Source organism: Nocardioides sp. InS609-2, from assembly GCF_023208195.1.
Taxonomy (GTDB): Bacteria; Actinomycetota; Actinomycetes; order Propionibacteriales; family Nocardioidaceae; genus Nocardioides.
In genome coordinates, this window is sequence record NZ_CP060034.1 from 3,567,205 (window position 1) to 3,593,943 (window position 26,739).

The 26,739-nt window shown below is 70.3% G+C and carries 26 protein-coding genes; 15 read left to right on the forward strand and 11 right to left on the reverse strand.

Annotated elements, in window-relative coordinates; all coding sequences use genetic code 11:
• Positions 1-114: 114 nt before the first annotated feature.
• Positions 115-1,602, forward strand: coding sequence for a hypothetical protein (locus H4Q84_RS18435; RefSeq protein ID WP_248580531.1), 1,488 nt, complete (start codon positions 115-117; stop codon positions 1,600-1,602).
• Positions 1,603-1,706: 104 nt separating this feature from the next.
• Complete coding sequence (locus tag H4Q84_RS18440; protein WP_248580532.1) at positions 1,707-3,083, forward strand: DUF4082 domain-containing protein; 1,377 nt, start codon at positions 1,707-1,709, stop codon at positions 3,081-3,083.
• Here the strand turns inward: H4Q84_RS18440 and H4Q84_RS18445 are convergent.
• Positions 3,074-4,042, reverse strand: coding sequence for a glycosyltransferase family 2 protein (locus H4Q84_RS18445; RefSeq protein ID WP_248580533.1), 969 nt, complete (start codon positions 4,040-4,042; stop codon positions 3,074-3,076). The two genes, H4Q84_RS18440 and H4Q84_RS18445, sit on opposite strands and share 10 nt — an antisense overlap.
• A 165-nt stretch (positions 4,043-4,207) precedes the next feature.
• Between H4Q84_RS18445 and H4Q84_RS18450 the strand changes: the two genes are divergently transcribed.
• Positions 4,208-5,302, forward strand: a complete 1,095-nt coding sequence (locus H4Q84_RS18450; RefSeq protein WP_248580534.1) for a glycosyltransferase — start codon at positions 4,208-4,210, stop codon at positions 5,300-5,302.
• Here the strand turns inward: H4Q84_RS18450 and H4Q84_RS18455 are convergent.
• Genes H4Q84_RS18455 through H4Q84_RS18465 form a run of 3 tightly spaced genes read right to left on the reverse strand, consistent with a single transcriptional unit; the run spans position 5,296 to position 9,081 of the window.
• A complete protein-coding gene (locus H4Q84_RS18455) occupies positions 5,296-6,804 on the reverse strand; it encodes a lipopolysaccharide biosynthesis protein (RefSeq protein ID WP_282580261.1) in 1,509 nt (502 codons plus the stop codon). The two genes, H4Q84_RS18450 and H4Q84_RS18455, sit on opposite strands and share 7 nt — an antisense overlap.
• The gene (locus H4Q84_RS18460; protein WP_248580536.1) at positions 6,797-8,146 is read right to left on the reverse strand and encodes an O-antigen ligase family protein; all 1,350 of its coding nucleotides are present in this window, start codon (positions 8,144-8,146) and stop codon (positions 6,797-6,799) included. The genes H4Q84_RS18455 and H4Q84_RS18460 overlap by 8 nt, the downstream gene beginning before the upstream one ends.
• Before the next feature lie 56 nt (positions 8,147-8,202).
• On the reverse strand, positions 8,203-9,081 hold the full coding sequence (locus tag H4Q84_RS18465; RefSeq protein ID WP_248580537.1) for a hypothetical protein: 879 nt from the start codon (positions 9,079-9,081) through the stop codon (positions 8,203-8,205).
• Positions 9,082-9,191: 110 nt separating this feature from the next.
• On the opposite strand from H4Q84_RS18465, the gene H4Q84_RS18470 reads away from it, so the two are divergent.
• A complete protein-coding gene (locus H4Q84_RS18470; protein WP_282580262.1) occupies positions 9,192-10,346 on the forward strand; it encodes a glycosyltransferase in 1,155 nt (384 codons plus the stop codon).
• Positions 10,347-10,520: 174 nt separating this feature from the next.
• Here the strand turns inward: H4Q84_RS18470 and H4Q84_RS18475 are convergent, their stop codons facing one another.
• Genes H4Q84_RS18475 through H4Q84_RS18485 form a run of 3 tightly spaced genes read right to left on the reverse strand, consistent with a single transcriptional unit; the run spans position 10,521 to position 13,444 of the window.
• The gene (locus H4Q84_RS18475; protein WP_248580539.1) at positions 10,521-11,528 is read right to left on the reverse strand and encodes a hypothetical protein; all 1,008 of its coding nucleotides are present in this window, start codon (positions 11,526-11,528) and stop codon (positions 10,521-10,523) included.
• On the reverse strand, positions 11,525-12,754 hold the full coding sequence (locus H4Q84_RS18480) for an MFS transporter (protein WP_248580540.1): 1,230 nt from the start codon (positions 12,752-12,754) through the stop codon (positions 11,525-11,527). Before H4Q84_RS18480 ends, H4Q84_RS18475 begins: the two co-directional genes overlap by 4 nt.
• Positions 12,755-12,775: 21 nt before the next feature.
• Positions 12,776-13,444, reverse strand: coding sequence for a hypothetical protein (locus H4Q84_RS18485; protein ID WP_248583723.1), 669 nt, complete (start codon positions 13,442-13,444; stop codon positions 12,776-12,778).
• 107 nt (positions 13,445-13,551) lie between these two features.
• Here H4Q84_RS18485 and H4Q84_RS18490 point away from each other — a divergent pair, with 107 nt between their 5' ends.
• The 6 genes from H4Q84_RS18490 to H4Q84_RS18515 all read left to right on the forward strand — a co-directional run bounded on the left by H4Q84_RS18490 (position 13,552) and on the right by H4Q84_RS18515 (position 17,927).
• Positions 13,552-14,322 (forward strand): 3'(2'),5'-bisphosphate nucleotidase CysQ, encoded by a 771-nt coding sequence (locus H4Q84_RS18490; RefSeq protein ID WP_282580263.1) that lies wholly within the window; start codon positions 13,552-13,554, stop codon positions 14,320-14,322.
• Positions 14,323-14,329: 7 nt separating this feature from the next.
• A complete protein-coding gene (locus tag H4Q84_RS18495; RefSeq protein WP_248583684.1) occupies positions 14,330-14,938 on the forward strand; it encodes an HAD-IA family hydrolase in 609 nt (202 codons plus the stop codon).
• Positions 14,935-15,333, forward strand: a complete 399-nt coding sequence (locus H4Q84_RS18500) for a VOC family protein (RefSeq protein ID WP_248580541.1) — start codon at positions 14,935-14,937, stop codon at positions 15,331-15,333. Before H4Q84_RS18495 ends, H4Q84_RS18500 begins: the two co-directional genes overlap by 4 nt.
• A gap of 85 nt (positions 15,334-15,418) precedes the next feature.
• On the forward strand, positions 15,419-16,039 hold the full coding sequence (locus tag H4Q84_RS18505) for a class I SAM-dependent methyltransferase (protein WP_248580542.1): 621 nt from the start codon (positions 15,419-15,421) through the stop codon (positions 16,037-16,039).
• Positions 16,032-16,562, forward strand: a complete 531-nt coding sequence (locus H4Q84_RS18510; protein WP_248580543.1) for a GNAT family N-acetyltransferase — start codon at positions 16,032-16,034, stop codon at positions 16,560-16,562. Before H4Q84_RS18505 ends, H4Q84_RS18510 begins: the two co-directional genes overlap by 8 nt.
• Before the next feature lie 87 nt (positions 16,563-16,649).
• Complete coding sequence (locus tag H4Q84_RS18515) at positions 16,650-17,927, forward strand: HNH endonuclease signature motif containing protein (protein ID WP_248580544.1); 1,278 nt, start codon at positions 16,650-16,652, stop codon at positions 17,925-17,927.
• Between the two features lie 76 nt (positions 17,928-18,003).
• On the opposite strand, the gene H4Q84_RS18520 is transcribed toward H4Q84_RS18515, so the two are convergent.
• The gene (locus H4Q84_RS18520) at positions 18,004-18,276 is read right to left on the reverse strand and encodes a DNA gyrase subunit A (RefSeq protein ID WP_248580545.1); all 273 of its coding nucleotides are present in this window, start codon (positions 18,274-18,276) and stop codon (positions 18,004-18,006) included.
• A gap of 207 nt (positions 18,277-18,483) precedes the next feature.
• Between H4Q84_RS18520 and H4Q84_RS18525 the strand changes: the two genes are divergently transcribed.
• Positions 18,484-19,170 (forward strand): acyl-CoA thioester hydrolase/BAAT C-terminal domain-containing protein, encoded by a 687-nt coding sequence (locus tag H4Q84_RS18525; RefSeq protein ID WP_248580546.1) that lies wholly within the window; start codon positions 18,484-18,486, stop codon positions 19,168-19,170.
• A 13-nt stretch (positions 19,171-19,183) separates the two neighbouring features.
• Here the strand turns inward: H4Q84_RS18525 and H4Q84_RS18530 are convergent, their stop codons facing one another.
• Both H4Q84_RS18530 and H4Q84_RS18535 read right to left on the reverse strand, forming a co-directional pair.
• Positions 19,184-20,122 carry a transglycosylase SLT domain-containing protein gene (locus tag H4Q84_RS18530; protein WP_248580547.1) on the reverse strand — a complete coding sequence of 313 codons (939 nt, stop codon included), beginning with the start codon at positions 20,120-20,122 and terminating at the stop codon, positions 19,184-19,186.
• Positions 20,123-20,140: 18 nt separating this feature from the next.
• The gene (locus H4Q84_RS18535; protein WP_248580548.1) at positions 20,141-20,920 is read right to left on the reverse strand and encodes an endo alpha-1,4 polygalactosaminidase; all 780 of its coding nucleotides are present in this window, start codon (positions 20,918-20,920) and stop codon (positions 20,141-20,143) included.
• Positions 20,921-21,046: 126 nt separating this feature from the next.
• Between H4Q84_RS18535 and H4Q84_RS18540 the strand changes: the two genes are divergently transcribed.
• The 4 genes from H4Q84_RS18540 to H4Q84_RS18555 all read left to right on the forward strand — a co-directional run bounded on the left by H4Q84_RS18540 (position 21,047) and on the right by H4Q84_RS18555 (position 26,225).
• Positions 21,047-21,229: a hypothetical protein gene (locus H4Q84_RS18540; protein ID WP_248580549.1), complete on the forward strand. Its 183-nt coding sequence runs from the start codon at positions 21,047-21,049 to the stop codon at positions 21,227-21,229.
• 136 nt (positions 21,230-21,365) lie between these two features.
• On the forward strand, positions 21,366-24,938 hold the full coding sequence (gene mfd / locus H4Q84_RS18545) for a transcription-repair coupling factor (RefSeq protein WP_248580550.1): 3,573 nt from the start codon (positions 21,366-21,368) through the stop codon (positions 24,936-24,938).
• The gene (locus H4Q84_RS18550; protein ID WP_248580551.1) at positions 24,935-25,624 is read left to right on the forward strand and encodes a hypothetical protein; all 690 of its coding nucleotides are present in this window, start codon (positions 24,935-24,937) and stop codon (positions 25,622-25,624) included. The genes mfd and H4Q84_RS18550 overlap by 4 nt, the downstream gene beginning before the upstream one ends.
• Before the next feature lie 7 nt (positions 25,625-25,631).
• Entirely contained in the window at positions 25,632-26,225 is a 594-nt protein-coding gene (locus tag H4Q84_RS18555) for a MazG family protein (RefSeq protein ID WP_248580552.1), read from the forward strand.
• Here the strand turns inward: H4Q84_RS18555 and H4Q84_RS18560 are convergent, their stop codons facing one another.
• Positions 26,226-26,720 carry a DUF427 domain-containing protein gene (locus H4Q84_RS18560; RefSeq protein WP_248580553.1) on the reverse strand — a complete coding sequence of 165 codons (495 nt, stop codon included), beginning with the start codon at positions 26,718-26,720 and terminating at the stop codon, positions 26,226-26,228.
• Positions 26,721-26,739 lie beyond the last annotated feature (19 nt).

Genomic DNA, 26,739 nt, shown 5'->3' on the forward strand with positions numbered 1-26,739 from the left:
ATACCCCATTTTGGGTACCGTTTCTGCTGTTCTCAAGGAGCGCTCGCCGGTGTTATGCGTGGACGGATGTCCCTCGTCCGGGTGCCCTGCCCCCTACGCAAAGGTCGACTCGCCGTGAAGAATCCACGCCCCGTGGTCGAGTGCGCCCTGATGGCGGTCCTGCTCCTGGTGCCAGCCGCCGGGATCTTGATCATCACGCCGGCTCTCGCGGGTCCCGTCGCCCTCACGGACTCGACCCTCGGGCTCGCCAGCGAGACCGCCGACGACACGAGCACGCTCTACGAGGAGACGTTCGAGTCCGGCACACGAGGGTGGTCCGCCAGCCCGCTGGCGGACATCGCCGCCGTACCCCAAGGGCGTCAGTCCGGTCGGGCTGCCCGCCTGCGGACCAGCACTTCAGGCAGGGTGGCGGCCAGTACCACGGTCTTCTCCAGCGACGAGGGTGGCCCGCACATCGTGAGTGCGTGGCTGCGCTCCACCCGCGGCATCGTTCACGCGAGCCTCGTGGTGCGTGAGATCGAGCCGGGGAGCGGGAGGGTGCTTGCGACCGAACGGGACGGCGTCGTCATCGCAAACCGTTGGCAGCGCGCCAAGGTCGAGGTGTTCCGGACCTCGACCAGCTCCCTCATCACGGTGCAGGTCCGCACCACGCAGGCCCGCAAGGACCGCGTGCTGCTCGATGACGTGAGTGTGCGTCACACCAGGGGCAAACCGCCGACGAGTACGCCGACGCCGACGCCGACGCCGACGCCGACGCCGACGCCGACGCCGACGCCGACCGCGACGCCGACACCTACACCTACGCCGACACCGACACCGACGCCGGCGCCGGGCTTCCCGAACGCCGCCAACACGGGTGTCCCGGACGGACTGGCCCTGACGACCTACATGGGTCCGATCACCATCACGAGCGCCGGCACGGTGATCGACGCCAAGCAGGTCAACGGCACCCTGACCATCAAGGCGCCCAACGTGACGATCACGCGGACGAAGGTGAACGGCACGGTCTACATCGAGGAAACCGGTTCACTCACGATGTCCGACTCGACCGTTGACGGCGGCACCTCGCAGAACTCGGCCGTCGGGCAGTACAACCTGACCCTGCGCCGGGTGGAAGTTGTCGGTGCGCGGGCCTCGGTGGGCTGCGCCGGGAACTGTGACGTCCAGGACTCGTGGCTCCACGGGCAGTACATGAAGCCGGGCAGCGACTGGCACGGCGACGGCTTCCTCACCAACGGTGGCGACAACATGACGTTGCGCCACAACACGATGGCGTGCGACTCCCAGGTGAGCGGCAGTGGTGGCGCGTGCTCGGCAGCCCTGGCCGCCTACGGCGACTTCGACCCGATCACGAACCTCACCGTGGACAACAACCTGTTCTTGTCGAGCCCGGCCGGATACTGCATGTACGCCGGGTACGACCCGGCCAAGCCGTACGGCATGGCCGCGGCGAACGTGAAGGTGACGAACAACGTCTTCGCGCGGGGCGCCAGCGGCAAGTGCGCCGTCTACGGACCGGTGACGGCTGTCGCGCCGTCCGGCAACGGCAACGTGTTCAGCGGCAACGTCTGGGACGACGGCAGGGTGATCCCGGCGCCCTAGCCGTGTCGGCGAGCTCAGGTGGCGCAGGCCAGAACTGCTACAGTCCACGGTTCGGGCGGTCAGGGGGGCCCTGATGCCGTCCGGGTTCTACCCCAGGAATGGACATGGACCACAAGATCCTCCGCTCTCGGGCCACCCCCACATGGGTGGCGCTCGCCCTCTCGATGACTGTCAGCCTCACCGGCCTGGTGAGCATAGGTCTCGTCGCGGGTGCGTCTGCCGGCGTCGTACCGCCCTTGGACCGCGATGGTGTGACTGCGCGCGCTCACGATCCGGAGTACGAGCGGGACCGCTCGTCACGAGACACCGAGCGGGGGATCCGCTTCCAGGCCGCAGCCAGATCGAGGGTGACCGCGCTCCGCTACTACCGCGTCCGTGGTGACACGGGGCGGCATGTTGCTCGCGTGTGGTCGGACTCGGGCAAGTCGCTCGGCACGCTTGCCATCCCGTCCACCGGGGAGGTGGGGTGGCAGAAGGCGTCCTTCGCCTCGCCGGTGAAGCTCGAGGCGGGGAGCACGTACGCCGCATCCTTCTCGGTACGCGCGGGAGTTCCCTACGCCGTTCTCCGCGACGGCACGGCCGGCGGAGGATCCCGCTACAGCGTCCTGGGTGGCGCCCACGCACTGAAGGGTCATTACCCGGCCAAGCTGATGAAGCACGCGCAGTTCCTGGTCCGGCCGGTGCTCGGAAAGGTGACGACGAAGACCCCGTCATCGTTCCCCGACGCCGCCAACACCGGCGTGCCCGGCGGAGTGTCGCTGTCGGCGTACACCGGAACCTCGACGATCCGCGCCGACGGCGCCGTGATCGACGGCAGGCAGGTCAACGGCAGGCTCTCCATCCAGGCCGAGAACGTCGTCATCAAGCACTCGCTCGTCAACGGCAACATCGAGATCAGGGAGGGGGGCTCGCTCACGATCTCCGACTCGACGGTCGACGGTGGCACGTTCGACGGCTCGGCCGTCGGGCAGTACAACGTCACGATGCGTCGCGTCGAGGTCGTCGGGGCCCGGCAGTCGCTCTCGTGCAACCAGAACTGTGACATCCAGGATTCCTGGCTGCACGGTCAGTACATCCAGCCCGGCAGCGACTGGCACGGCGACGGGTTCGTCTCCAACGGTGGCTCCGACATGCTCGTCCGCCACAACACCTTGGCGTGCGACTCGGAGACCTCAGGCAACGGTGGGTGCTCCGGCGCCGTCGCGCTCTTCGCGGACTTCGACCCGATCACCGACGTCACCATCGACGCGAACCTGTTCACCGCCGGGCGCGCGGCGTACTGCCTGTACGGCGGCTACGACACGGGCAAGCCATACGGCGACAACCCGACGAACGTCGTGATCACGAGCAACGTGTTCCAGCGGGGCGCCAACCGCAAGTGCGCCGCGTTCGGTGCCGCGGCGGCGGTGGCCGACTCAGGAGAGGGCAACGTGTTCGAGGGCAACGTGTGGGACGACGGCAAGAAGGTCCGTCAGCCCTGAGTCTTCCCCTTGGCGGCTGCTGGGGCGACGGTGTGCGGGCCGGGACGGTCCGTCATCCGTCGCGGGCTCAGCAAGGTGGCGAGGGCCGCCCTGCTGGTGGCCCGGCCCATCGCTGCCCGGCTTGCCTCGCGCAGGACGACCACGGCCCAGAAGAGAGTGCCCGCGACGAACCCGTTGCGACGACGGTGCAGACGCACCCTGTTGGCGACCAGCAGCGACCACAGGCCTGGCGAGCGCGTGGACTCACCCTGCAGGTGGGTCGCGCGTGCTGTCGGGACGTACACCGTGCGGTAGCCGTGGTCGCGCGCTCGAAGGCCGTACTCCGTCTCCTCGGAGTAGAGGAAGAACGACTCGTCCCAGGTGCCGCACGCGTGCCAGCACTGCGCCGAGATGAGCTGCGTGGAGCCCTCGGCCCAGTCGGCGAAGCCTAGGGCGTCGTACTCCCGAGGATCGGTGACGAGCTCACCCCAGCGCGGCCGGCGTCCAGCGCGGACGGCACCGATGGTGGCGTCGCCCAAGGCGCGCAGCACCGTGGGTTCGCGCCGCAGTGAGAAGTGCAGGTCGCCATTCGAGTCGTCGAGCCGTGGCACTGCGATGCCGACGCCGGGTGCCTGGAGAGCTTCCAGCAGCAGCCCCACCGAACCGGCGGCGAGTCGCACGTCGGGGTTGAGCACGAGGACGGCGCGGTGGGGAGGAGCTGCGGCGACGCCGGCGTTGAGTCCCGCGGCGTAGCCAGCATTGCGGCCCATGTCGACGATCGTGCAGCCGGGGGAGAGGCGGACGGCCACGTCGGCGCTGCCGTCGACGGACGCGTTGTCACTGACGATGAGCTGCCACGTCAGACCCGACAGGCCCTCCGGCAGGGACTCGACCAGGGCAGGCAGGACATCGCTGCTGTTGAAGGCGACGACCACGACCGCGACATCGATCACGGGTGTCGGAGTGCCGGGGGAGTCCATGGGTTGCTCCCACCTCGTTCGCGCGATGGCCAGAACGTCGAGGATTCTAGCCCGAACCGGTTGACTCGGGCCGGCGAACGGCCTGGATCCCTTACGGTGGGCGGATGAACTGCGCCCACCGAGTGTCACGGTCCAGATGGACCTGAGACTGTGACGGATGTCGTCATGGCCCTGGCCCATCGCACCTGGGCAGACGGGATGGCCGTCGGCTACGCCTACTCTCCTGACCGCATCAGCGTTCTGCTCCGCGACGACTCGACCATCCCCTTCGTGCTCCTGGCCGATCCCGTGCGCAGTCACCTGGGCCGGGTCAAACGTGCGCGCTGCCCGTCGCCAGCCTTCTCCACGGACCCGAGCCGCCGGCTCGTCCACCCCTACCGCTGGCGCCGCGGCGAGCCCACGACGATGAACGAGGCCGTTCCCGTCTACCGGCGTCTCGACCGCTGGCTGCGCGCGCAGGTCGAGGCGACGGAAACCGTCCTTGTGACCTCACATCCCGTCTTGGCCGCCGTAGCCGACCGGGGCGCCTGGCGCGACATCAGCTACTACGCCTGGGACGACTTTCGGGGAATTCCCGGCTTCTTCGACCTGTACGGCTGGGCCCACGAGACCCTGGCTGCCGCGGACGTCAACGTCGTTGGCGTCACCGAGAAGATCGTGCAGAACGTCGGCGCGCGGCGCCGTACGGTGGTGCCCAACGCCATCCTCGCCTCCGACTACGACGACGTCGACTCCGTGCCGGCCTGGTTCACCGAGGTGCGTGGCCGGGTGGCGTTCTACGCTGGCAGCCTTCAGGGTCGCGTCGATGTCGACGCCCTAACGACGCTCGCGCGAGACCTCGGATCCGACTGGACGATTGTCCTGGTCGGTCCCATGCAGGACCCGGAGTGGTTCCGGGGGCTGGCGGCCGAGCCCAACGTGCTGATCCACGAAGCCGAGCCGCGGTCGTCGATCCTGGCCATGATGGCCGCGGCCGACGTCTGCCTGGTGCCGCACCTCGACGGCACCGGGTCCATGAGCCCGCTGAAGATCTACGAGTACCTGGGCGCGGGGGCCGCCGTGGTGGCCACCGACCTCGAAGCCATGCGCGGCCTGTCGCCCCGCTGCCTGCTCGTGCCAGCGGGTGGGTCGCTCACACCAGCGGTGCTCGAGGCGGCAGCCCTGCCCGCCGCCACACCGGAAGAGGTGGCGGCGTTCCGCGCCGAGCACGACTGGAGCGCGCGGTACGCCGCGTGGCGTCAGTCGGTCCTGGGCTACTGAGCCTCGACAGCCGGAGCACGGCGCAGCTGGGTGGTGCGGTGGTAGGCCTTGAGGCCCCAGCGCAGCATCAGGAGCGCGTACACGACCGAGCCGGCCGCACCACCGGCAAGGAGCGCCAGCCACGGGTTGTCGGGCATTGCGCCGACCCAGCTCGCGACCAGCCCGGCTGCCACTGCTCCGCCGATGGGCGGCAGGGAGGTGCGGAACATCGGGACGACCGGCAGCGACGTCATCCGGCGACAGGTCGAGAGGTTCCACGGGATCACCACGACGGCCAGCACGACGATGGTCACCCATGCCGCCGAGACGCTGCCCCAGCGCGGCACGGTCAGCCACATGGCCGGCAGCACGAGCAGTAGCCGCGCGAGCTGGGAGCGCATGTACTCCTTGGCGTAGCCGCCGGCGATCAGCACGTCGGCGACCAGCGACATCACGGCTTCGAAGGCCTTCGTGATCGCGATGACGCTCAGAATGGCCGCGGCCGCCGACCACTTGTCTCCGTAGAGCACCCGCACGAGGTACGGCGCCAGGCCGGCGAGGATGGCCGAGACCGGCCAGAAGACCCCGGCGATCATGTCGAGGCAGCTGGCCAGGAGGCGACCGACGAGCTCGCGGTCGTCGCGGATCTTGGCGAAGAGCGGCAGACCGACGTTGACGAGGACCGGCAGGAACAGGCCGAGCGGCCAGGCAGCGATCGTGGCGGCGAGTGTGTAGACGCCGGCCTCGTGCGGCCCCAGCAGCCGGCTGATCACGAAGACGTCGACGCCCATGAGCATGCTGCCGATGAGGCTGGCTCCGACGAGCGGGATGCCGAGCCGCATGATCTCGCGGGCCGCGTCGCGGTCCCACCCCGGCCGGTAGCGCTTCTTCGCCGCCACGAGAAGGGCGATGACGACGAAGGCCTGGCCGCCGACCCGGGACCAGGCCAGGGCCATCTCGCCCAGTCCCTGAAGGGCGAGGGAGATGAGCAGGCCGCTGGACACCAGGAGCCCGACGAAGTCGAACACGACCCGCTGGCCCTGCCGGAACTCACGGATGAGGAGGCCCACCGGCACCGCGGCGGGGCCGCACAGGACGAGGTAGAGACACATGACCCGAAGGGCGCCGGTGGCGTCGGGGGCACCGAACGCCCTGGCGATGAACGGCGCGAGCAGCGCGAGGACGACGCCAAGGCCGGTGAAGTTGATGAGGGCGAAGGTCACCGCGGTCGAGGCGATGCGGTCGATGTCGTCGCGGGCCCGAACCACTGCAGCACCGATGCCCATGTCGGCGAAGTTGCCCATGAAGGTGAACACCACCAGGGCAACGGCGAAGAGCCCGAACTCGTTGGGCGTCAGCAGGCGGGCGGCGACGATGCCGGTCAGGAGACTGGCCATCCGGATCGTTAGCGCCCCGCCGGTGCTCCACGCGGTGCTGCGCAGCACGCTGCGCCGGAGGCCGCTCGCTGGGGGGCCAGCACCGTCGGGGGGTGCCGAGGCCTCCCCGGGACGCTCGTCATCCATCGCCGACGTCGCCGTTCGCGCTGGCCAGCTTCCGCACGTCGTCGCGCGTCATCCGCCAGGCCGCGCCGGACAGGCCGATGAGGAGGAACGTGGCGCCCGCTGCCATCGGGAACCCCCAGGCGTCGAACGTCGCGTAGCTCATCGCGATGCCGACCAGTCCCGCGCTCAGCGCGAGGCCGAGGTGCTGGTGCTCGGGGGAGGTGGCGTGTCGCTTGGCGTACCTCGCCGCGTAGGTCGAGGCGATGAAGAGGAACAGGGTGATGACCAGGCCGACCGCACCGAGCTCGACGAGGTTCATCAGGAACTGGTTGTCGAGGGTGCGGTAGTAGGCGGGCATGAAGGTCGACGCTCCACGACCCAACCACGGGTGGCCGGCGTAGATCCCGAGGATCTGGCCGTAGTCGGATGTGCGCCCGGACACGCTGGGGTCGCCGAGCAGGCTGGTGAACAGCGAACGGATCGTGCCGACCAAACCGGGGAAGGTCGCGCGCATGGCCACCACCACCGCGGGGAACAGCACCAGGGACCACGCGCGGCGGTTCCATGACCAGCCCGCGAAGAGGATGAGGAGGCTCGCACCCAGCACAAGGATCCCCGAGCGGGACACCGACATCGGCACGGCGAGCGACAGCAGGGCGACCGGCGCGTAGTCGTACCAGCGGCGGACGCGGTACAGCGCCTGATGCAGCGCAAGGGGGAACAGGGCGGCGAGCACGACGCCGTACTCGATGGGATGTGTTGCGGTGGCCTGCACGCGGTTGAGGCCGGAGCGCACGAGCGACCCGATCTCGCCGTTGATCGTCAGCCCGGGGATGCGGATGTACGACGCGAGGTTGGTGCCGGTGACGAACTGGATGACACCAACCAGGCCGATGACCGCGGCGAGCCAGACGATCGTCGTCACGAAGCGGTCGAGCTGGCGCCAGGTGCGGAGTCCGTCACAGAGAATGAGGGCAACACCCAGCCAGCCCGCCACCGACAGCAGCCCGCGAATGCCGGCCAGCTGGGATTTTTCCTGGAGCTCGGAGACGGAGACCGGCACCAGCGAGTAGACGCCGTCAGTGACCTGATGGACGTCGGCGGGGCGCACCCAGCCGACGCTGACTCCGTTGGCCCAGCTCAGCAGGACGGACACGGCCAGGAAACCCAGCGCCAGGTACACGGGCGAGACGTGGGACCTCGAGCCCAGCCCGCCCAGCCGGCTGCACAGCCACAAGATCAGGAGGAAGATCCCCCACAGGGTCGCCGGCGTGCCGGCCGCGCCGATGGGGCCGAACACGAGGCCGGCCGGGATGAGCGTCAGTAGGCAGACGTAGATGGTGAGCAGGGTGGTGCCCGGCAAGCGCCTTGGCGCGGGCCGGACAGGCCGCTTGACCGCAGGTGACGGGGCGGTCGCGCTCATCTGCCGCGACGGACGGCGGGCCGGGCGCTGTTGCCGGCACCGTTCTTGTCGATGGGGCCCCTACCCTGCTGCCGGTCGGACTCCTTTCCCGTCGTCTTGGGCCGCGACTGGGGCCGGTTGCCGGAGGACCCGGTTGACGCGGTCGTCGGCTCCGGCGACCCGCCCCTGGCCGGCTTCGCCGCGGGCTTGGTGGCCGTGTCGTCGGGCGGGGCCCCTCCGGCGCCGGCGGCCTCAGACTTCGCCTTCTTCTTCTCGGCACGCCGGGCGGCCCGCCGGCTCAGCGGGCGGTCAAGGGCGAAGACGAGCAGCAGGGTGATGATGCCGCCGAGGGCCACCACGACCACGAGCGCCTTGATCTTGGCTCCGGGCACCGCCTCCGCCTCCTGGTTCACGGCCACCGGCAATGCAGAGATGATCTGGTTATCGGGGATGTCGGGGATGTCGCGCTCCTGGAGCTCGGCAAGCTGCTTGTCGAGTCGTCGGAGAATCTCGTCGCGCGTGGCGATCACGCCCACGCGGTCGGTGTCGGTCACCGTGATGCTCAACAGCGGGCCGCCCGAGGGCGCGAGCGCGAGTGCGAAGTCGGACTCGAAGCCGTCGCGCGCCATTTCGCGCTCGGTGTCCTTGGTGTTGATCTCGGCGGCGATGAGGCTCGCACCGATGACCAGGCCGGCCGGCTGGTTGATGAGCGGGTTCTGTGGATTCGAGTCACCATTTGCCTTGGACGGCAGCAGGAGGAGGTACTGGGCAGAGCCTTGATAGACGGTCTGGACCTTGGCGATCACGGCCCCACAGCCGAGGCCGGTGATCAGGATCCCGAGCAGCACAATGAGCCACCTGCGCCACAGGACCTTAAGCGCGTCGAGGAAATCCATCAGCTTCCCGCTCTCTCATCCTGTACGTGTCTCAAGCCTAACTGAGCACTAGGGCATCCCGCGGCGAGAACGCCGATCCCGGATGGGCCGTTGTCGCCTAGTCTGTCCCTGTGTCGCGACGCGAACCTGTCAGCATCGTTTGTGTCTGGAATGACGAGGCCGTGAGGTCGGCGTGCCTCGACGCCTCCGTGGCAGCCCTGCTGCCGACTGCGCCCCATACCGAGTACCTCCCTGTCGACAACCGCGGGCAGGTGCACCCCACGGCCGGCTCCGCCCTCAACAGCGGCGTCCGGGCGGCGACCACCGAGTACGTCGCGTTCATCCATCAAGACATTCACCTGCACTCCCTCGAGGCCCTCGAGCGGGCAGCCGGTCTGCTGGCCGACCACCCCGACGTGGGCCTGCTCGGTGCCATCGGCATCACCGGTGACGGCGAGCTCGTCGGCCGCATCCGCGACCGGCTGATGATCCTGGGGCGCAGTACCTCGACGCCGGTCGACGTCGACAGCCTTGACGAGGTGCTCTTTCTCGCGCGGCGCAGCGACCTGCTCGAGGAGCCCGTGAGCGAGCACGCCGACCTGGCCTGGCACGCATACGCCGTCGAGCTCGGCATGCGCTTCCGCGCGCAGAGCCTGCGGGTGGCAGCGGTCGACGTGCCGCTCACCCACAACAGCCTGTCGACCAACCTGGCCCGGCTCGACCACGCCCACGCCGTTCTCGCCGCGATGTATCCCGACCAGGTGCCGACTCGCACCACGTGCGGTGATGTGACCTCGTCGGTGCCGAAGTCGGAGACCCGCCCCCTGCTGGCCGACCACCGGTGGCGACTGCGCTGGCTCCGTGGCTCCTGGTCGGCCCGCCGCGTCAAGGCACAGACCGGGGTGCGCAACATCGTGCTCGCCGACATCCGCTTCGACATCGACCGGGTGCTGGAGTGCACGCAGACGACCAGCCTGCGCGTCCTCAACGTGTTGCCGGAGGGGTCCGGCTTTCCGGAGCCGAGCGAGGGCGCCCGCCTGCAGCGAGGCGGTGCCGAGCTCGTGTGCAGCGCCGTGACTCCAGCCGGGCTCGCGTCCATCACCATTGAGGACCGGCCGACGCTGGTGACGAACCTGGGAGCTGCTGAACTGGATGACCTCAGGGTCGGACCGGAGAGCGTCATCGGCTTGCACGAGTCGGGCTACTGGCTTCTCGACGGTGTGAGTGCCGACGTCGGTGCCATCTGGAGCTCTCCGAAGACGCGTCCGGCGAGCCTCCTGGTCTGAGGGACTCGTCTCGAACGTCGGCGCCTACGCGCCGCTCGTAGATCCCCATGCTTGCCCCCTACGCCCTGCCCCGCCCTGCCCTGCCGAACGCGACAGGGCATGGTCCCCCAGGACCAAGTATCGAGTCTCCGTGGTCGAGGCGTCCCTGTCATAGCCTGTCTTCGGTAACTCAGGTCAGTGGATCACTGCCGGTGACCAGGCCTGCTCGAGGAACATCTGCGGCGTGGCGTCGGCCGTCGCCTCGAGCTGCCAGACGTCGGTCACGCCGGCCTCGTCGGCGCGCGGCAGGCCGTAGAGCACGGTGTCGTCGTCGAGCCACTGCACCTGGTCGTCGACGCTCGCCGTCTCGCCGTCGAGGAGGACCTCCTTGTCGGTGGCCAGGTCGAGTACCGCGATGGTCCAGTGGGTCGCGTCGTCGCTGACGTTCTTCTTGTAGGCGATGTGGGTGCCGTCGGGGGAGAGGGCCGGGCACTCGGCACCGGCATGGATGGCGGTGAGGGTGCGCTCGGTCAGGTTGCCCTTGACGAGGTACGGCGTCCCGCCGGTCGCCACCGTCGCGTAGAACGTGGTGTCGTCGGCGAACGTCACCCCCCACACGTTGCGGTCGACTGAGGCGATCCTCTCGCCGTCGAGCCTGAAGTCGAAGCGCTCCAGGTTGCCGTAGTCGGTGCCACCCACCTCGCGGATGCGGGTGGCCGTCGAGAAGCCGGCCTGCATGTAGGAGTGCCCGGAGACGAACACGGTGCTCGCGGTCAGCGATCCGTCGGGGGAGAGCCGCGTGCGTGAGGGCAGGCCGGCGATCCCGTGCTCGTCCTCGACCGTGAGGTCGGGCCCGAGGTCGAGCCATGCGTAGCGGGTGACGACCCCGCGCTTCGTCACCAGACAGGAGGCGCCCGTCGGGCTGGCGTCGATGCGGTCGCAGGAGACATCGGTGAACGCGCGCGGCCCGGTCAGGTCGTCGAGCGGCACCACGGCCACCAGCCCGTAGTCGTTGCCGATGGCGGTGTTGCGGAACACCACGCGAGGCCCGTCGACGACGGCGCCGAGGCTGGTCCTCGGCACCGGCGGCGCGCTGTCGATGCGGTCGCGGTAGCGGTCGTAGTCGCGCAGCACGAACGCCACGGTTCCGCCGATGGCCAGCACGGCAACCACGACGAAGGCGATGATGCGACGACTGGTCATGCGGTGTCCGCCGATGCGTCGAGGCCCCGCATCAGCTGCAGGGCAAGGGGTACGGCGACGAGCAGGGCGCCGCCTACGATCAGGAGTGCGGTCCGCGGGCCGACGGCGTACCAGAGGACGCCGAACCCGAACGACGCCAGCAACCGGGCAAGGGCCACCACGGTCTGCGCCGTGGCGATGCCGCTGGCCCGGACCGTCGGCGCGACGAGTCGCCCCGCCAGGGCGGCGATCACGCCGTCGGTGGCGGCGTAGAACGTGCCGAGCAGCACGAGCGTGAGCACGGTGAACAGCGCGCCACCCGACGCCAGTGCCACGCACGCGTAGGCGCCGAGCAGCGCGGCATGGCCGAAGACGAGCATCCGCGCCCGGCCGATCCGATCTGCGAGCGCGCCGAGGGGAGTGGCCAGAACGAGGAAGGCGGTGTTGGTGCCGACGTACAGCAGCGGGAACCAGGTGGCGTCGAAGTCCTGCTGGTCGATCAGGGCGAGGTAGAGGAAGCCGTCACCGACGGTGAGGATGCCGAGCAGGCCGGCGATGACGAGCAGCCGGTTCAGCCGCGGCTCGGCCACGTCGCGCCAGCGGAACTCGCGCCCGGGGGCCACCTCGAGCTTCTCGCGCGGTCGCTCGTCGGGCACCAGCAGGCCGAGCAGCGCGACGCCCAGGACGGCGAAGGCCAGCGAGACGATCATGACGGTGACGTAGCCGTCGGGGATCACCCACAGGATCGAGAACGCGATCAGCGGACCCAGCGCGGCACCGACGGTGTCGAGGGTGCGGTGCACGCCGAACGCCCGGCCGAGGTCGGCGGTCGGGGTGGCCGCCGAGATCATGGCGTCGCGCGGCGCCGTACGAAGGCCCTTGCCGATGCGGTCAGCGGTGACGACGGCCGAGATCGCGCCCAGGCCACTGGCGAAGAGCAACACCACCCGGGCCACGCAGGAGAGTCCGTAGCCGATCGCCGCCACCCACTTCGGATGGTCGCTGCGGTCGGAGGCCCAGCCGCCGGCGATGCGCACCAGCGCGCTGACCCCCTGGTAGAGCCCGTCGACGAAGCCGTAGGCGATGGTCGAGAGCCCCAGCACCGCAGTGAGGTAGAGGGGCAGGATCGCCGATACCGACTCCGACGAGATGTCGGTCAGCAGACTGACGAAGCCGAGGGTGATCACCACGCGGGGGATCGGGTCACGCGTGCCCGTCCGGTCCTTGCCGCCCGGGCGGTCGCTCATGCTGAGGTACACGGGCGCCTCTCAGCCGGCGTACAAGGTCGAGAAGAGCGAGTACGAGGACTCGTCGCCGTCACGGGTGACCGTGACCGTGGCGGAGTTCTGCCCACGCCGGAAGCCCGCTGTCTGGGAGCCGCCGACGGCCGTGACCTTCTCCTCGGTGAAGCCCAGCGACGTGAGCTGCTGGCGGTAGAACAGCAGCACGGTGCTGGCACCTTTGCCGGTGCGCGCGGTGAGAGCGACCTGCAGGCGTCGCCCGTCGGCCGCCACACTGCTGGCCTCGATGGTGCTGCCCGCGACCGAGGGGAGCACACCGGAGGGGTAGCCGGGCACCAGGGAGCCCTGGGCGCTCGCGCTGGCCGGCAACGGCCGGCTGACCAGGGACTTGGCGGGATTCGGCCTGGGAGAGAGGCCGGGAAGGCCGCCCTCGGAGGGGCTCGGGGGGAGAACCTCGACGGGACCGTCGGAGCCGACGGCGTCCGGCGCATCCGGGCTGGCCGGTGCATCCGGGCTGGCGCTGTCCGGGGCGGCCGTGCCTGTGCCGCTCGGTTTCGCGGGCTCACCCGGGCTGGCCGACGTACTCGCGGAGGCACTCGCCGAGGGCGGCGCGCTGGAGGGGTCGGCACTGCTGCAGCCCGCGAGCGCGGCGGCGCATGCCACGAGAACCGTAATGTGTCGTGCGGTCCTGGTCATGGCCGGCGCCCTCCGTGGGAGCAGCCTAGATCCCATCTGGTTGGACGTCAGCATATCCCCGGCCCTCTCAGCAGTCGGTCCGCTAGTCACATGAGAGGCTGATCGGCGTGACCACAGAGATCCCGACAGTCGACCTCTCCGACGACCACACCTTCGCGGCCTGGGCCGCCGAGCAGGCCGGGGCGCGGCTGCTCGAGGTCCGCGCCGAGGGGCTCGAGGGCAAGGAGCTCAAGGACGCCGGCGACGCCGCGGCACAGGAGCTGCTGGCGCGGCTCCTCGCGGAGTTTCGTCCCGACGACAACGTCCTCTCCGAGGAGGCTCGTGACGACAAGTCGCGGCTGACCGCGAGCCGGGTGTGGATCATCGACCCGCTCGACGGCACCCGCGAGTTCTCCGAGCCGCCGCGCGAGGACTGGGCCGTGCACGTCGCGCTCTGGGAGTCCGGCGAGCTCACCGCCGGCGCAGTTGCGCAGCCCGTGCTGGGCCAGACCTTCAGCACCGCGTCGCCCAGCGTCGTGCCTCCGCGTACCTCGGACCGTCCCCGCATCGCCGTCTCCCGCAGCCGCCCGCCGGCCTTCGTGGAGGCGCTCGCAACCGAGCTCGGCGCCGACCTGGTGCCGATGGGCAGCGCCGGCGCCAAGGTGATCAGCGTGGTGCGCGACGTTTCTGATGCCTACGTGCACGCGGGCGGCCAGTACGAGTGGGACAACGCCGCACCCGTCGCCGTGGCCCGCGCCGCCGGCCTCTTCTGCTCGCGGGTCGACGGGTCCGAGCTGGTCTACAACCAGGACGACGTCTACCTGCCCGACCTCATCGTCTGCCGGCCCGAGCTGGCCGACGCGATCGTCGCGTTCGTCCGCGCCCACGGCACCGACTGACGCGTTGGTGCCTCACGTCCTGGTCGACGCCGACGGCGTCATGCAGCAGGTGTGCGGCGGCTGGCGCGCGACGATGTCGCGCCTGCTGGGTGACGGAGCCGAGGAGTTCCATGGGGCCCTGCACGATCTCGAGACGCCGACCCTGGTGGGTTCAGGCGACTTTCCTGCCGCGCTGGCGGCTGCGCTCGCTGCTCGCGATCTCGACGTGCCCGTCGACGAGCTGTATGCCGCGCTCTGGCTGGCGATCGACGTGGCGCCCGACTCGGTCGCGCTCGTGCGGTCGCTCCGGGCCGCCGGCCACGGTGTCCACCTCGGGACCAACCAGCACGCCGAGCGCGCGTCGTACATGAAGCACGAGCTGGGGTACGACGACCTGTTCGACACCTGCTTCTACTCCTGTGATCTGGGGCTCGCCAAACCCGATGCGGCGTTCTTCGCGAAGGTGGCCGAGTCGCTCGGTGTCGCGACCAGCGACGTGGTGTTCGTCGACGACAGCGCCACCAACGTGTGCGGCGCGCTCGCGGCCGGGATGCCCGCGTTGCAGTGGACGATCGACGACGGGCCGGTGGCAATCCGCTCGCTCCTCGCCGCGCACGATGTCAGGCTGGCGCCATGACCTCCTTCGTCTCGCACACCACCGTCGACTGTCGCAACGCCTACGAGCTCTCCGAGTGGTGGAAGCAGCTGCTCGGCTACGTCGACATGCCCGACGACCCCAACGAGCCTGGCCACGAGGAGTGCCTGATCCGGGATGCCGAGACCGGGCACCTGATCCTCTTCATCGAAGTGTCCGACGAGAAGTCGGTCAAGAACCGGATGCACTTCGACCTCCGGCCTCGCACCGGCACCCAGGACGACGAGGTCGTGCGCCTGCTCGGCATCGGCGCCACCCAGGTCGCCGACCTCCGCGGCAAGTACGGCCCCGGCACCGGCTGGGTGGTCCTGGCCGACCCCGAGGGCAACGAGTTCTGCATCCTGAAGGCGGAGGCGGAGCGGAAGAGCCCCTCGTGATCGACCCGGGCCGCTCGATGCTGTTCGGCGAGGTCGCCGAGGACTACGCCCGCTGGCGGCCCCGGTATCCGCCCGAGGCGGTCTCGTGGCTCGCGCCGGCACCGGGCAGCTGACCGGAGCGTTGATAGAGCTCGGCCTGACGGTCGAGGCCGTGGAGGTTGATCCACAGATGCTCGACGTGCTCACTTCTTGTCACCCCGCCGCCATTGGCCACCGGGCTGCCTCAGACGCGCTGCCGATCGGCGCCGCCAGCGTGGACGCCGTACTCTTCGCGGATGCGTGGCACTGGTTCCCCTTCGACGAGACGGTCGCGGAGGTACGACGCGTGCTCGCGCCCGGCGGCTGGCTCGGCCTCATCTGGAACCTGGTCACGCCCGTCGAACCGTGGGAGTTCGAGCTCGCCGGCATCGACCCTGATCGCAAAGGCCTCGGCGGCCCGGCATTCCCCGCCCTGCCGTTCCCGGCGGACGAGACCGTCGTTGCGCGGTTCGCATGGACCTGGGAGGTGACCGCCGAGCAGTTCTGCGGAGCCCTGGCCACCAACTCCGCCGTCATCGCCATGGACCCCGCTGCCCGGGGGGCGCGCCTCGCCGCCGCGCGGGCCGTGATCGAGCGGGTGTGTGCCAGCTCCGGACGGGACACGGTCGGGGTGCACCACGAGGCGGCGTGCGTGCGGTGGTGCCGGAGGCTTTCGCGACGTGCGTGAACTGATCGTGCCGACCACGCGGCTGCACGCAGCCTTCCTTGAGTGCCGCGACGACTGGGGACCCGGTCGTCACGAGGACGGCTTCGGCATCGGGGACGACGACGTGGACTCACCCGAAGGCTTCGCCGCCTGGGTGCAGAAGAGGGTCCGGCTGACCCACCCGGCCGGGACCCCGTGCCCGGACGAGAGGCACGGCTCACCCCGATGGATCGTCGAGGACGGCCAGGTGCTCGGCGGGATCGTCCTGCGCCATTTCTTCGACGGCGACGCGGGCCATATCGGCTACGGCGTGCGCCCGTCCTCTCGACGACGCGGTCTGGCCAGCTGGGCCCTCGGTGAGATGCTCGCGGAGGCGAGCGCCGCCCTCAGCGTTGACCGCGTCCTCGTACCCTGCCTTGCGGACAACATCGCCTCGGCCCGCACGATCGAGAGCAACGGCGGCGTCCTCGAAGCCATCCGCGACACCGAGCATGGTCCGGTGCGGCGCTACTGGATCGCCCTGCCTCGAGACAGAGACACCTGAGCGGCAAAGTTCGAATAGTTTCCACAACGTCCCTCCACGCCTGGATCCGGCCCGAAAATGTCGGTGGTCCCTGATTGGCTCTCTTGTATGGCGATCACGACGAGCGAGCTTCCCGACACCGCATCCGCGGTGCTGGCGTTCGCGCGCTCATCTCGCGCCACGGCTGATCGCGGCGAGGCCGAGTTGCTGGTGGCGGCGTGTGAGTGGGCCGACCTGCATCCGGCGTCGTCGGTGCTTGATGCGGCCGCGATCCTGCTGCCTGGTGGTTCGGAGCACGAGGAGCCGGTCGCTGGTCCGGGGGCGCCCTTGGTGGCGGAGTTCTGCATCGCCGAGTTCGGAGCCGTGCTGGGCATCTCGACGGTGTCGGCGAAGCACCTGATCGGTCAGGCGATCGAGCTGCGGCACCGGTTGCCGCGGTTGTGGCGACGTGTCCAGTCCGGTGAACTGCCCGCCTGGCGGGCCAGGCGGATCGCCGAGACCACCATCCACGCCGGGCTCTCCCGTGAAGCAGCGTCGTACGTCGACGCGCAGCTCGCCCGGTTCGCGCACCGCACCTCGACCTCGGCGGTGGACCGGTTGGTGGATGCGGCGATCGCCCGGTTCGACCCCGAACGCGCTGCCGCGGAAGCCCGGCTCGCTGCCGACGGGCGGCATGTGACGATCGAGGAGGAGCAAGTCTCCTTTGCAGGGACCATGCGGGTGACCGCCGAGCTGGATCTGGCCGACGCCCTCGACTTCGGCGCCGCCGTCACCCACGGTGCAGACGTCTTGAAGAGCCTCGGGTCCGAGGACTCGCTCGATGCCCGGCGGGCGTCCGCGGTCGGGGAGATGGCACGGTCCCAGCTCGCCCTCCCGTTGGTTGGTGAGGTTGCGCAGCAACCGTCTCGAAACCAAGCCTCCACTGCGGCTCGGCAAGTCGTCCTCCACGTCCACCTGGCCGAGGGCGACCCGATCGCCCGCCTAGAACGAGGCAACCTCGCCACCCTCGACCAGATCCGTGGGTGGTGTCAGCAGTCCCGCACCCAGGTGACGGTGAAACCCGTCATCGACCTCAACGAGCACATCGTCTGTGCCGGCTACCAACCCTCACCCCGGCTCCGCGAGCAAGTGATCCTGCGCGACCAGACCTGCGTCTTCCCGTGGTGCAGCAGACCCGCCAGAGCCGGCGACCTCGACCACATCGTCCCCTGGGAAGCCGGCGGCGAGACCTCCACCCATAACCTCGCCGCGCTCTGTCGGCGACACCACCGCCTGAAGACCCACGGCGCCTGGTCCTACCGGCGCACCGGCCCCGCGACGTACACCTGGACCAGCCCCCAAGGCCACATCTTCGTCAGGGACGACAAGGGCACGAAGCCGGGTTGACCACCAAGCCCCACACCCCGCCCGAGACGAAGGGCGGGGCCAGACGTATGTCGTCTCGAAGGTCGGTGTCGTGTCATCAGGCTTGGGTGAGCTCGGACCGTAGCTGCGCGGCCTGGTCTGCGAGGTGCCGGCGCGACGAACCCGTCAGCCGTCCGATCTGCATGTCCAGCAGCGCCGAAGCGCAATCCCCGTCGATCGCAAGGAGCTCGCAGAGACCGTCGCGCGCCGCTTCGGTTGTCGCGGCTGCCCAAACCAACTCGGTCACTTCCTGACGCCGCTCCATGGCCGCCAGGATCGCCTGCAGGATTTCGAGTCTGCTACTGGCGTGTGCGTGTTCCTGGGGCGTCATGGCGCCAGCGTCTCGCGGAAGGCGGCGTTGGACCATCCGCAGCCTCGGAACGCCCGGGCCGCCACCTACGATCGAGCCCATGCCGTTCCCCGACCCCGAGTGGCGTCTCCTCCGCCCCGAGGTCCCGTGCGGCACCGGAGTCCTGGTCCTGGCGGGGTCGAGCGGTCGCGTCGACTCCAGCGTGCCGGCCTGCTGTGGCAGCACGGCGTGCACGTTCTCGCGATCCGGTGGTTCGGCGGGCCCGGCCAGCAGGCTGGTCCGTACGACGTCCCGATCGAGCTCTTCTCCGAAGCCCTCGACCACCTCGCGGCCGAAACCGATCGACTGGCTGTCATGGGTACGTCGTTCGGGGCCGAGGCGGCCCTCCTGACCGCAGCGCGCGATCAGAGGGTCCGCGCCACCGTCGCCTTCGCCCCCTCCTCGGTCGTGTGGGGCGGGTACGACGGCACCAGATGGACCTCGCACTGGACGGCGGACGGCCAGCCGGTGCCATGGATGCCGTTCGTCGAGGGGTGGGAGTCGGCCCAGGACCCTCCGGCGTACCGCGATCTCTACGCGCACAGCCTTGCCGCCGACGTGCAAGCAGCAGACGAGGCAGCGATCCCGGTCGAGCGCATCGCAGGAGCGGTCGTGCTGGTCGCGGGTGGCGACGACCAGGTATGGCCGTCCGTCGCCTTCGCCGAGCGGATCGCGGCTCGGCGAGGGGAGCGCGGCCTCGAGACGACCGTGGTCACGCATCCCGGCGCGGGTCACCGCACGGTCCTGCCCGGCGAGCCTTCGCTGAGAGCGGCAGGCGCCCGGATGCGGCGGGGCGGGACTCCCGAGGCCGAGGCCGCGCTCGGCTCGCTGGCCTGGCCGCACCTCGTCGCCGCGCTCGGACTCTCGACAAGATGACCGGTCTGGTCGTCTATGAAGGGTGCTCGGCCAGCCAGTCGTCGACGGGGATCGGCGTGCGGGCGACGTACCCCTCGGGCAGCAGGATGCTCCCGCGGCTGGTCAGGTAGTAGACCTGCCAGTGGTAGTAGCCGGCGAACGCCGTCGGCCGCCGCTTCATCACCTCGGCGAGCAGTGTCACGCCGCGCACGTACGCCGAGGAGTTGTTGTAGCGGTAGAGCGCACCGGGCCGGCCTCCCGGCCGGTTGAAGCCGTTCGCCGCGAGGTAGCGACCCGCGGCGAGTATCGAGTCACGGGGCGAGTTGATGTCGCCTCCTCCGCCGTACGCCGCCCAGGTGGCGGGCAGGAACTGCATCGGTCCCTGGGCGCCGGCGGTCGACGTGGCCCGGATCCGGCCGAATGCAGTCTCGACGAGGTTGATCGCGGCGAGGTACTCCCGGTCGACTCCGGACCGGCGCTCGGCCTCCCGGGAGAAGGCACGCAGCCGCGACATCGGCGCCGGCGCGATGATCCGCCACGCGGGCAGCTCGTCGCTGAGGTCGGAGCGTCTGCTCGGGTGCATCGACCGGAACTCGCGCCGGGACGCGACGTTGTCGCGCACCAGCTGGTGCAGCCGGCGCGGCACCAGCTCGCGCACGCGGACGTCCCAGCGCGGACGGCTGCCGAGCTCCCGGTAGGCGAGCTGCTGGAGGTGCCCGGCCGCGGCAAGCGCGTCGGGAGACGTCGCCCGGTCGGCCAGGGCGTCCTCGGCGGCCACGATCTGCTCGGCAACCTCGCGCGCGGACCGGGCCGGCCGGATCACCGGCAGCGCGGCCCGGGTCGGCTGGGCCGGAGAGGCGGCCGCTGGACGCTCCGTCGCGCCGGCGACGGAGGCCGGCGCGCTGTCGCTGCACGCCTGCACGCTCATCGCGGCACACAGGAGCCAAGCACCCAGCGCGCGTCGTCCGGTCACGATCTCGAGGGTAGGCGATCAGCAGCGTTCGTCGACGCCACCGACCGTGACATCGCGGTCGCGCAGCACGATCGGCAGCCGGTCACCCCAAGCCTGGCAGGCTGCGTCGAAGTCCTGGCGGCGGTACTCCACGACGAGCACGCGATCGTCGTACCCCGCGGCGTACCGCCCGCACTCGTCGTACCGGCCGCACTCCTCGGCCACCGCGAAGTCGAAGCCGATCCCAGGGCCGCGGCCGGTGAGCCCGGCGGCGTTCTTCTGGGCGATGGCGAGGCCGTTCCGGTGTGCCCGGACGGCGAGCAGCCGGGCCAGGGACACGTTGTCGGCGGGGTCGACCAGGCCACGGGAACGCGACCACGAGTCCAGGTTGTCGGGTTCGACGGCGGCGAAGCCGTCGCGAGCGCAGCCGTCGATCCAGCGGCCGACGATGCGGGCGATGCGGGCCCGCTTCGAGCGGGTGCGGGTGTCGAGCAGCCACTCGCCCCAGGCGCCGTCGACGACTGGCCGCCCGTGTTGCTTGAGGACGAGCTGCCAGTGTGCCGGTGACCGCCAGAACGCCCGCTCACCCGGCTGGGCCTGGAAGGCGTTGACGTAACAGACGTTGTACGCGCCGGGTGCGGGTGGCTCGCTCCGATCGCGCGACACGGTGCCGACGCTTGCGGCGGGGGTGGACGCCCCGCCGATCTGGTAGGCCCAGTCGCTCGCGGGATCAGGAAGGGCCACGTCGGCTGCCGCGATTGCCGGCGGGGCAGAGATCGCGACGAGCCCCACGACCACGGCAACCGCGCGACGCCACATGATCGGCAGCATAGGCGCAACTGGCGTCGTCACTTCGGATGGTTCGGAGTAGTCCGTTGTGACCAGATTCGGGTCAGATCCGTGTCGAACCCTGAAGTCACCGCTGGGTCGGCCGAACATGGAGGCATGAGGAACACGGCCGATACCAGCAACGGGGCGACGCGCACTCGTCACCTGTCGCACGACCGACCCTGCTACTCCTGCGGACACGCGATGCACTCCTACCTGCCGTGCTCCGACAGCTGCACGTGCACCCCGCAGCTGGCGCCCGGCCTGCCCGCGGCGCGGCCGGGGCTCGTCACCGCCTGACGCTCCCTCGAAGCAAGCCCTCGAAGCAAGCCCGCGAAGCAAGGACGCCGCGCAGCGCGCCGTAGACTGGGCCCACACCCCCTGCCTTTCGTGGCCGGGGGCTGTCGTGTTGTGTTCCCAGCCCGAGAGTGAGTCCGTGAGCCTGAGCCCCGCCCTGGAGGCGCTGGTCCCTGCCGTGTTGGCCGACCCCGTGCTGGCCGAGTCGGTGACCGACGCCCACGAAGGCAGCGTCTCGGGGCTCGACCTCACCGGTCCCGCCGCGCTGCGCCCGTTCATCGTGCGCGGGCTCGTCGACGCCGGCCGGCAGGTGCTGGTCGTCACCGCGACCACCCGCGAGGCCGAGGACCTCGTCGTCGAGCTCGGCGACCTGATCGACCCGACCACGATCGGCTACTACCCGAGCTGGGAGACGCTGCCGCACGAGCGCCTCAGTCCGCGCAGCGACACCGTCGGCCGCCGGCTGGCTGTGCTCCGCCGCCTCCGGCACCCCGGCTCCGACGCGTCCAACGGACCGCTCCAGGTCGTGGTCGCCCCCGTGCGTTCGATCCTCCAGCCGCAGGTCAAGGGGCTGGCCGATCTCGCGCCGGTCGAGCTGGTGCCCGGCCAGACACTGGCGCTCGAGGACGTCGTCCGCGGCCTCGCCGACGCGGCGTACTCGCGGGTCGACCTGGTCGAGAAGCGCGGCGAGTTCGCGGTGCGCGGTGGCATCGTCGACGTGTTCCCGCCGACTGAGGAGCACCCGCTGCGGGTGGAGTTCTGGGGCGACGACGTCGAGGAGATCCGCACGTTCTCGGTCGCCGACCAGCGCACCCTGGAGCCCGTCGAGCGGCTCTGGGCGCCCCCGTGCCGCGAGCTGCTCCTGACCGAGGAGGTACGACGCCGCGCGGCCGAGCTGGGCCGTGCCCACCCCACGCTGCTCGAGCTCACCGACAAGATGGCCGCCGGCATCGCGGTCGAGGGCATGGAGTCGCTCGCACCCGTGCTCGTCGACGACATGGAGCTGCTCGTCGACCTGCTGCCCGAGAAGACGCACGTGCTCGTGCTCGACCCCGAGCGGGTCCGCTCCCGCGCCCACGACCTGGTCGCGACGAGCGACGAGTTCCTCGGCGCGAGCTGGGCAGCGGCCGCGAGCGGCGGCATCGCTCCCATCGACCTCGGCGCGGCGTCGTACCGCTCGATCGCCGACGTCCGTGAGCACACCATCGCGCGGGCGTTGGCCTGGTGGTCGATGAGCCCGTTCGGGCTGGGCGACACCGCAGACCTGGCCGAGCTCGACATCGACGTGCGCGTCGGCGCCGTCGAGTCGCGCACCATCGCGGCGCTACCGGCCGAGAGCTACCGCGGCGACCTCGAGCGCGCGATCGCCGACATCCGGGGCTATCTCGGCGACGGCTTCCGCGTCGTGATCGTGCACCAGGGACACGGGCCCGCGCAGCGCCTCGTCGAGGTGCTCGGCGAGCACGACATCGCGGCCCGGCTGACAACCGACGGCGACCACACCCCCGGCGTCGTCACGGTCTCCACCGGCTGCCTCAGCCACGGGTTCGTCGATGCGAACCTCCGTCTCGCCGTCATCACCGGCGACGACCTGTCCGGCCAGAAGGCGTCCACGCGCGACATGCGCAAGATGCCGGCCCGTCGCAAGAAGCAGATCGACCCGCTCGAGCTGACCGCCGGCGACTACGTCGTGCACGAGAAGCACGGCGTCGGCCGCTTCGTCGAGATGAAGCAGCGCGAGATCCAGGGCGCGATCCGCGAGTACCTCGTCCTCGAGTACGGCGCGGCCAAGCGTGGTGCCCCGCCGGACCGGCTCTTCGTGCCTGCCGACACCCTCGACCAGGTCACCCGATACGTCGGCGGCGAGTCGCCCAGCCTCGACCGCCTCGGCGGCGCCGACTGGACCAAGCGCAAGGCCCGTGCCCGCAAGGCGGTCCGCGAGATCGCCGCCGAGCTGATCAAGCTGTACGCCGCCCGGCAGGCCACCAAGGGCTACGCCTTCGGCCCCGACACCCCGTGGCAGCGCGAGCTCGAGGACGCCTTCCCGTTCCATGAGACGCCCGACCAGCTCACCACGGTCGACGAGGTCAAGGCCGACATGCGTCGTACGGTCCCGATGGACCGGCTCGTCTGCGGCGACGTGGGCTACGGCAAGACCGAGATCGCGGTGCGCGCGGCGTTCAAGGCGGTGCAGGAGGGCAAGCAGGTCGCCGTGCTCGTGCCGACCACGCTGCTGGTGACCCAGCACTTCTCGACGTTCTCCGAGCGGATGAGCGGCTTCCCCGTCGTGCTCAAGGGACTCAGTCGCTTCCAGACCGACAAGGAGGCCCGCGAGGTCATCGCCGGCCTTGCCGACGGCACCGTCGACATCGTCATCGGCACCCACCGGCTGCTCAGCGGCGAGATCAAGATGAAGGACCTCGGGCTGATCATCGTCGACGAGGAGCAGCGGTTCGGTGTCGAGCACAAGGAGCAGATGAAGCGGCTGCGCACGTCGGTCGACGTGCTCGCGATGAGTGCGACGCCGATCCCGCGGACGCTCGAGATGGCGGTCACCGGCATCCGGGAGATGTCGACGATCACCACTCCGCCCGAGGAACGGCACCCGGTGCTGACCTACGTCGGCGCCTACGAGGACCGCCAGGTCGTCGCCGCCGTACGCCGCGAGCTGTTGCGCGAGGGCCAGGTGTTCTACATCCACAACCGGGTGCAGAGCATCGAGAAGGCCGCCGCCAAGCTGCGCGAGCTGGTGCCCGAGGCCCGGGTGGCGACGGCGCACGGCCAGATGGGGGAGCACCAGCTCGAGCAGGTGATGCTCGACTTCTGGGAGAAGCGCTTCGACGTGCTCGTGTGCACCACCATCGTCGAGTCGGGCCTCGACGTCTCCAACGCCAACACCATGATCATCGAGCGCGCCGACACCCTCGGCCTCTCTCAGTTGCACCAGCTGCGTGGCCGGGTCGGTCGTTCCCGCGAGCGGGCCTACGCCTACTTCCTCTACCCGGCCGAGAAGCCGCTCACCGAGACCGCCCACGAACGCCTCGCGACGCTGGCCCAGCACTCCGACCTCGGTGGCGGCATGGCCATCGCCATGAAGGACCTCGAGATCCGTGGCGCAGGCAACCTGCTCGGCGGCGAGCAGTCCGGCCACATCGCCGATGTCGGCTTCGACCTCTACGTCCGCCTGGTCGGCGAGGCGGTGTCGCAGTTCCGCGGCGAGGAGGAGCCCGAGGACGCCGGCGAGGTCCGCATCGAGCTGCCCGTCGACGCCCACCTGCCGCACGACTACGTCTCCAGCGAGCGGCTGCGGCTCGAGATGTACAAGCGCATGTCGGAGGCCAGGGGCGACGAGGACGTCGACGGGATCCGCGAGGAGCTCGTCGACCGGTACGGCGAGCCGCCCGAGGTCGTCGAGACCTTGCTCCTGGTCGCGCGTTTCCGCGCCCGCGCCCGGCAGGCCGGGCTGCACGAGATCGGCCTGGCCGGCAAGAACATGCGCTTCGCACCGGTCGACCTGCCCGACTCCCGCGTCGTACGCCTACAGCGCCTGTACCCGCAGAGCCGGGTGCTCACCCAGCTCGGCGCGGTGCTCGTGCCGCGACCGGTCGGGTCGGCGGCAGGCACCGGGCGCGCCCTGCTTGAATGGGCCCGTGCGGTGATCGACACGGTCCTCGACCCGCCCGATGCAGCCCCAGTCAAGGAGAAATCGTGAGCACGTTCCGTCGTCACCTGGTTGCCGCGCTGGCCACCGTCTCCGTAGGGGCCATGCTGTCCGGTTGTGCGGGCAGCGCCTCGCCCGGTGTCGCGGCCGACGTCGACGGCGAGCAGATCACCGTGAGCCAGGTCGACCACGCCACCTCGGCGATCTGCACCTCGATCGAGCCCGACCTGCGCGGTTCGGGCAACGTGGCCGCGCTGGGCAAGGTGCGCCAGTTCGTGGTCAGCCTGCTCGCGGCGTCATCGCAGGCACGCCAGCTCGCCGCGTCGTACGACGTGAAGCCGGGCGACGAGTACTCCAGCCAGGTCGGTCAGCTGACGGAGACGGCCAAGGCATTCCCCGAGGACACCCGCGCCGACTACGTCGAGGTGATGTCGGCCGAGTCGCTGATCAACGGCGTGGTCGACGCCGTCGGCCGTGCGTCGCTCACCGAGGACGGCATCGCCGAGCCCACCGTCGAGGCGATCACCCAGCGCGGTCGGGACCTCTTCATCTCGTGGCCCGACCAGCACCCGATCGACGTCGACCCACGCTACGGCCTCGCGGTCGTCGAGGGGCAGATCGTGCCGGCCGACACCAACCTCTCGGTCGCCGTCAGCGATGCCGCGAAGTCCGGCCTCGCCGAGGAGCCCGACCCGGTCTACGCGCGCAGCCTGCCGCGCGGCCACCGCTGCGGCTGACCCGCTCATGTCCGCTTCCGGCGCGTCCCTCGTCGAGTTCCTCGAGGTGATGCGCCGGCTGCGCGCCGAGTGCGAGTGGAAGCAGTCGCAGACGCACCGGTCGCTGGCGCGCTACCTGCTCGAGGAGTCGCACGAGACCCTAGAGGCCATCGACAGCGGTGACCCCGAGCACCTGCGTGAGGAGCTCGGTGACCTGCTGCTCCAGATCTACTTCCATGCCGTGATCGCCGAGGAGTCCGGCGACTTCACCATCGACGACGTCGCCGGCGGCATCATCGAGAAGATGGTGCGCCGCAACCCGCACGTCTTCGGCACCGAGCGTGACGGCGCGATGACGCCGGCGGAGGTCAACACGCTGTGGGAGTCGGTGAAGGCGGCCGAGAAGAAGCGGGAGTTCGTCACCGACGGCATCCCGCCCGGGCTGCCGGCGCTGCTCTACGCAGACAAGGTGCTCGACCGGCTCACGCGAGCTGGCGACCCCGTCACGGTGGCGGCGTCGCCGGATCTCGGTGAGCGGTTGCTGGCCCTGGTGGCCGAGGCGCGCGCCGACGGCGTGGATCCCGAGCAGGCCCTGCGCGACGCCGTACGACGTCGGCTGTAGCTACCAGCCGTGCGTGCCCGGCTCGCCCTTGAACGGCCCGGCGACCGAGTCGGTGATCCAGCCGCCGTAGAAGCCGCCGGCCTGCGGCCGCACCACCTCGCCGTCGACGACGCAGCGGTCGACCAGCGACGGCATCACCGCGACGTGGTCGACCAGCGCCTCGAAGCCACGGGTCGGTGTCGGGTAGGTCCAGCCCGCCCGGGGCGCGGTGCGGTCGGGCGTGACGAGGTCGAAGTACGACGCGGCGCCCTTCCACTCGCAGAACGTCGAGCCGCTCACCGGCACCAGCACACCGTCGACGAAGTCGACCGCGGGCACGTAGAACGTGGGCGGGTGGCTGGTCTCCAGCACCCGCAGCGACCGGCGCGTGCTGGCGATCGTCACGCCACCGAGCACGATCCCGACCAGCGCGTCGCTCGTCACGAGCGCGGGCGGTCGCGGGTAGTCCCAGACCGACTCCTGGCCGGGTCCGGGACGGTCAGGCTTGGCGCGCATCTCGCAAACGTACAAGCCA

What these genes read in the sequence shown, in the direction of transcription:
- H4Q84_RS18440 (WP_248580532.1), top strand. Translation starts at nt 1,707, where the DNA reads ATGGACCACAAGATCCTCCGCTCTCGGGCCACCCCCACATGGGTGGCG.
- H4Q84_RS18445 (WP_248580533.1), bottom strand. Translation starts at nt 4,042, where the DNA reads ATGGACTCCCCCGGCACTCCGACACCCGTGATCGATGTCGCGGTCGTG.
- H4Q84_RS18450 (WP_248580534.1), top strand. Translation starts at nt 4,208, where the DNA reads ATGGCCCTGGCCCATCGCACCTGGGCAGACGGGATGGCCGTCGGCTAC.
- H4Q84_RS18455 (WP_282580261.1), bottom strand. Translation starts at nt 6,804, where the DNA reads ATGGATGACGAGCGTCCCGGGGAGGCCTCGGCACCCCCCGACGGTGCT.
- H4Q84_RS18465 (WP_248580537.1), bottom strand. Translation starts at nt 9,081, where the DNA reads ATGGATTTCCTCGACGCGCTTAAGGTCCTGTGGCGCAGGTGGCTCATT.
- H4Q84_RS18475 (WP_248580539.1), bottom strand. Translation starts at nt 11,528, where the DNA reads ATGACCAGTCGTCGCATCATCGCCTTCGTCGTGGTTGCCGTGCTGGCC.
- H4Q84_RS18480 (WP_248580540.1), bottom strand. Translation starts at nt 12,754, where the DNA reads ATGAGCGACCGCCCGGGCGGCAAGGACCGGACGGGCACGCGTGACCCG.
- H4Q84_RS18485 (WP_248583723.1), bottom strand. Translation starts at nt 13,444, where the DNA reads ATGACCAGGACCGCACGACACATTACGGTTCTCGTGGCATGCGCCGCC.
- H4Q84_RS18500 (WP_248580541.1), top strand. Translation starts at nt 14,935, where the DNA reads ATGACCTCCTTCGTCTCGCACACCACCGTCGACTGTCGCAACGCCTAC.
- H4Q84_RS18515 (WP_248580544.1), top strand. Translation starts at nt 16,650, where the DNA reads ATGGCGATCACGACGAGCGAGCTTCCCGACACCGCATCCGCGGTGCTG.
- H4Q84_RS18520 (WP_248580545.1), bottom strand. Translation starts at nt 18,276, where the DNA reads ATGACGCCCCAGGAACACGCACACGCCAGTAGCAGACTCGAAATCCTG.
- H4Q84_RS18535 (WP_248580548.1), bottom strand. Translation starts at nt 20,920, where the DNA reads ATGTGGCGTCGCGCGGTTGCCGTGGTCGTGGGGCTCGTCGCGATCTCT.
- H4Q84_RS18540 (WP_248580549.1), top strand. Translation starts at nt 21,047, where the DNA reads ATGAGGAACACGGCCGATACCAGCAACGGGGCGACGCGCACTCGTCAC.
- H4Q84_RS18555 (WP_248580552.1), top strand. Translation starts at nt 25,632, where the DNA reads ATGTCCGCTTCCGGCGCGTCCCTCGTCGAGTTCCTCGAGGTGATGCGC.
- H4Q84_RS18560 (WP_248580553.1), bottom strand. Translation starts at nt 26,720, where the DNA reads ATGCGCGCCAAGCCTGACCGTCCCGGACCCGGCCAGGAGTCGGTCTGG.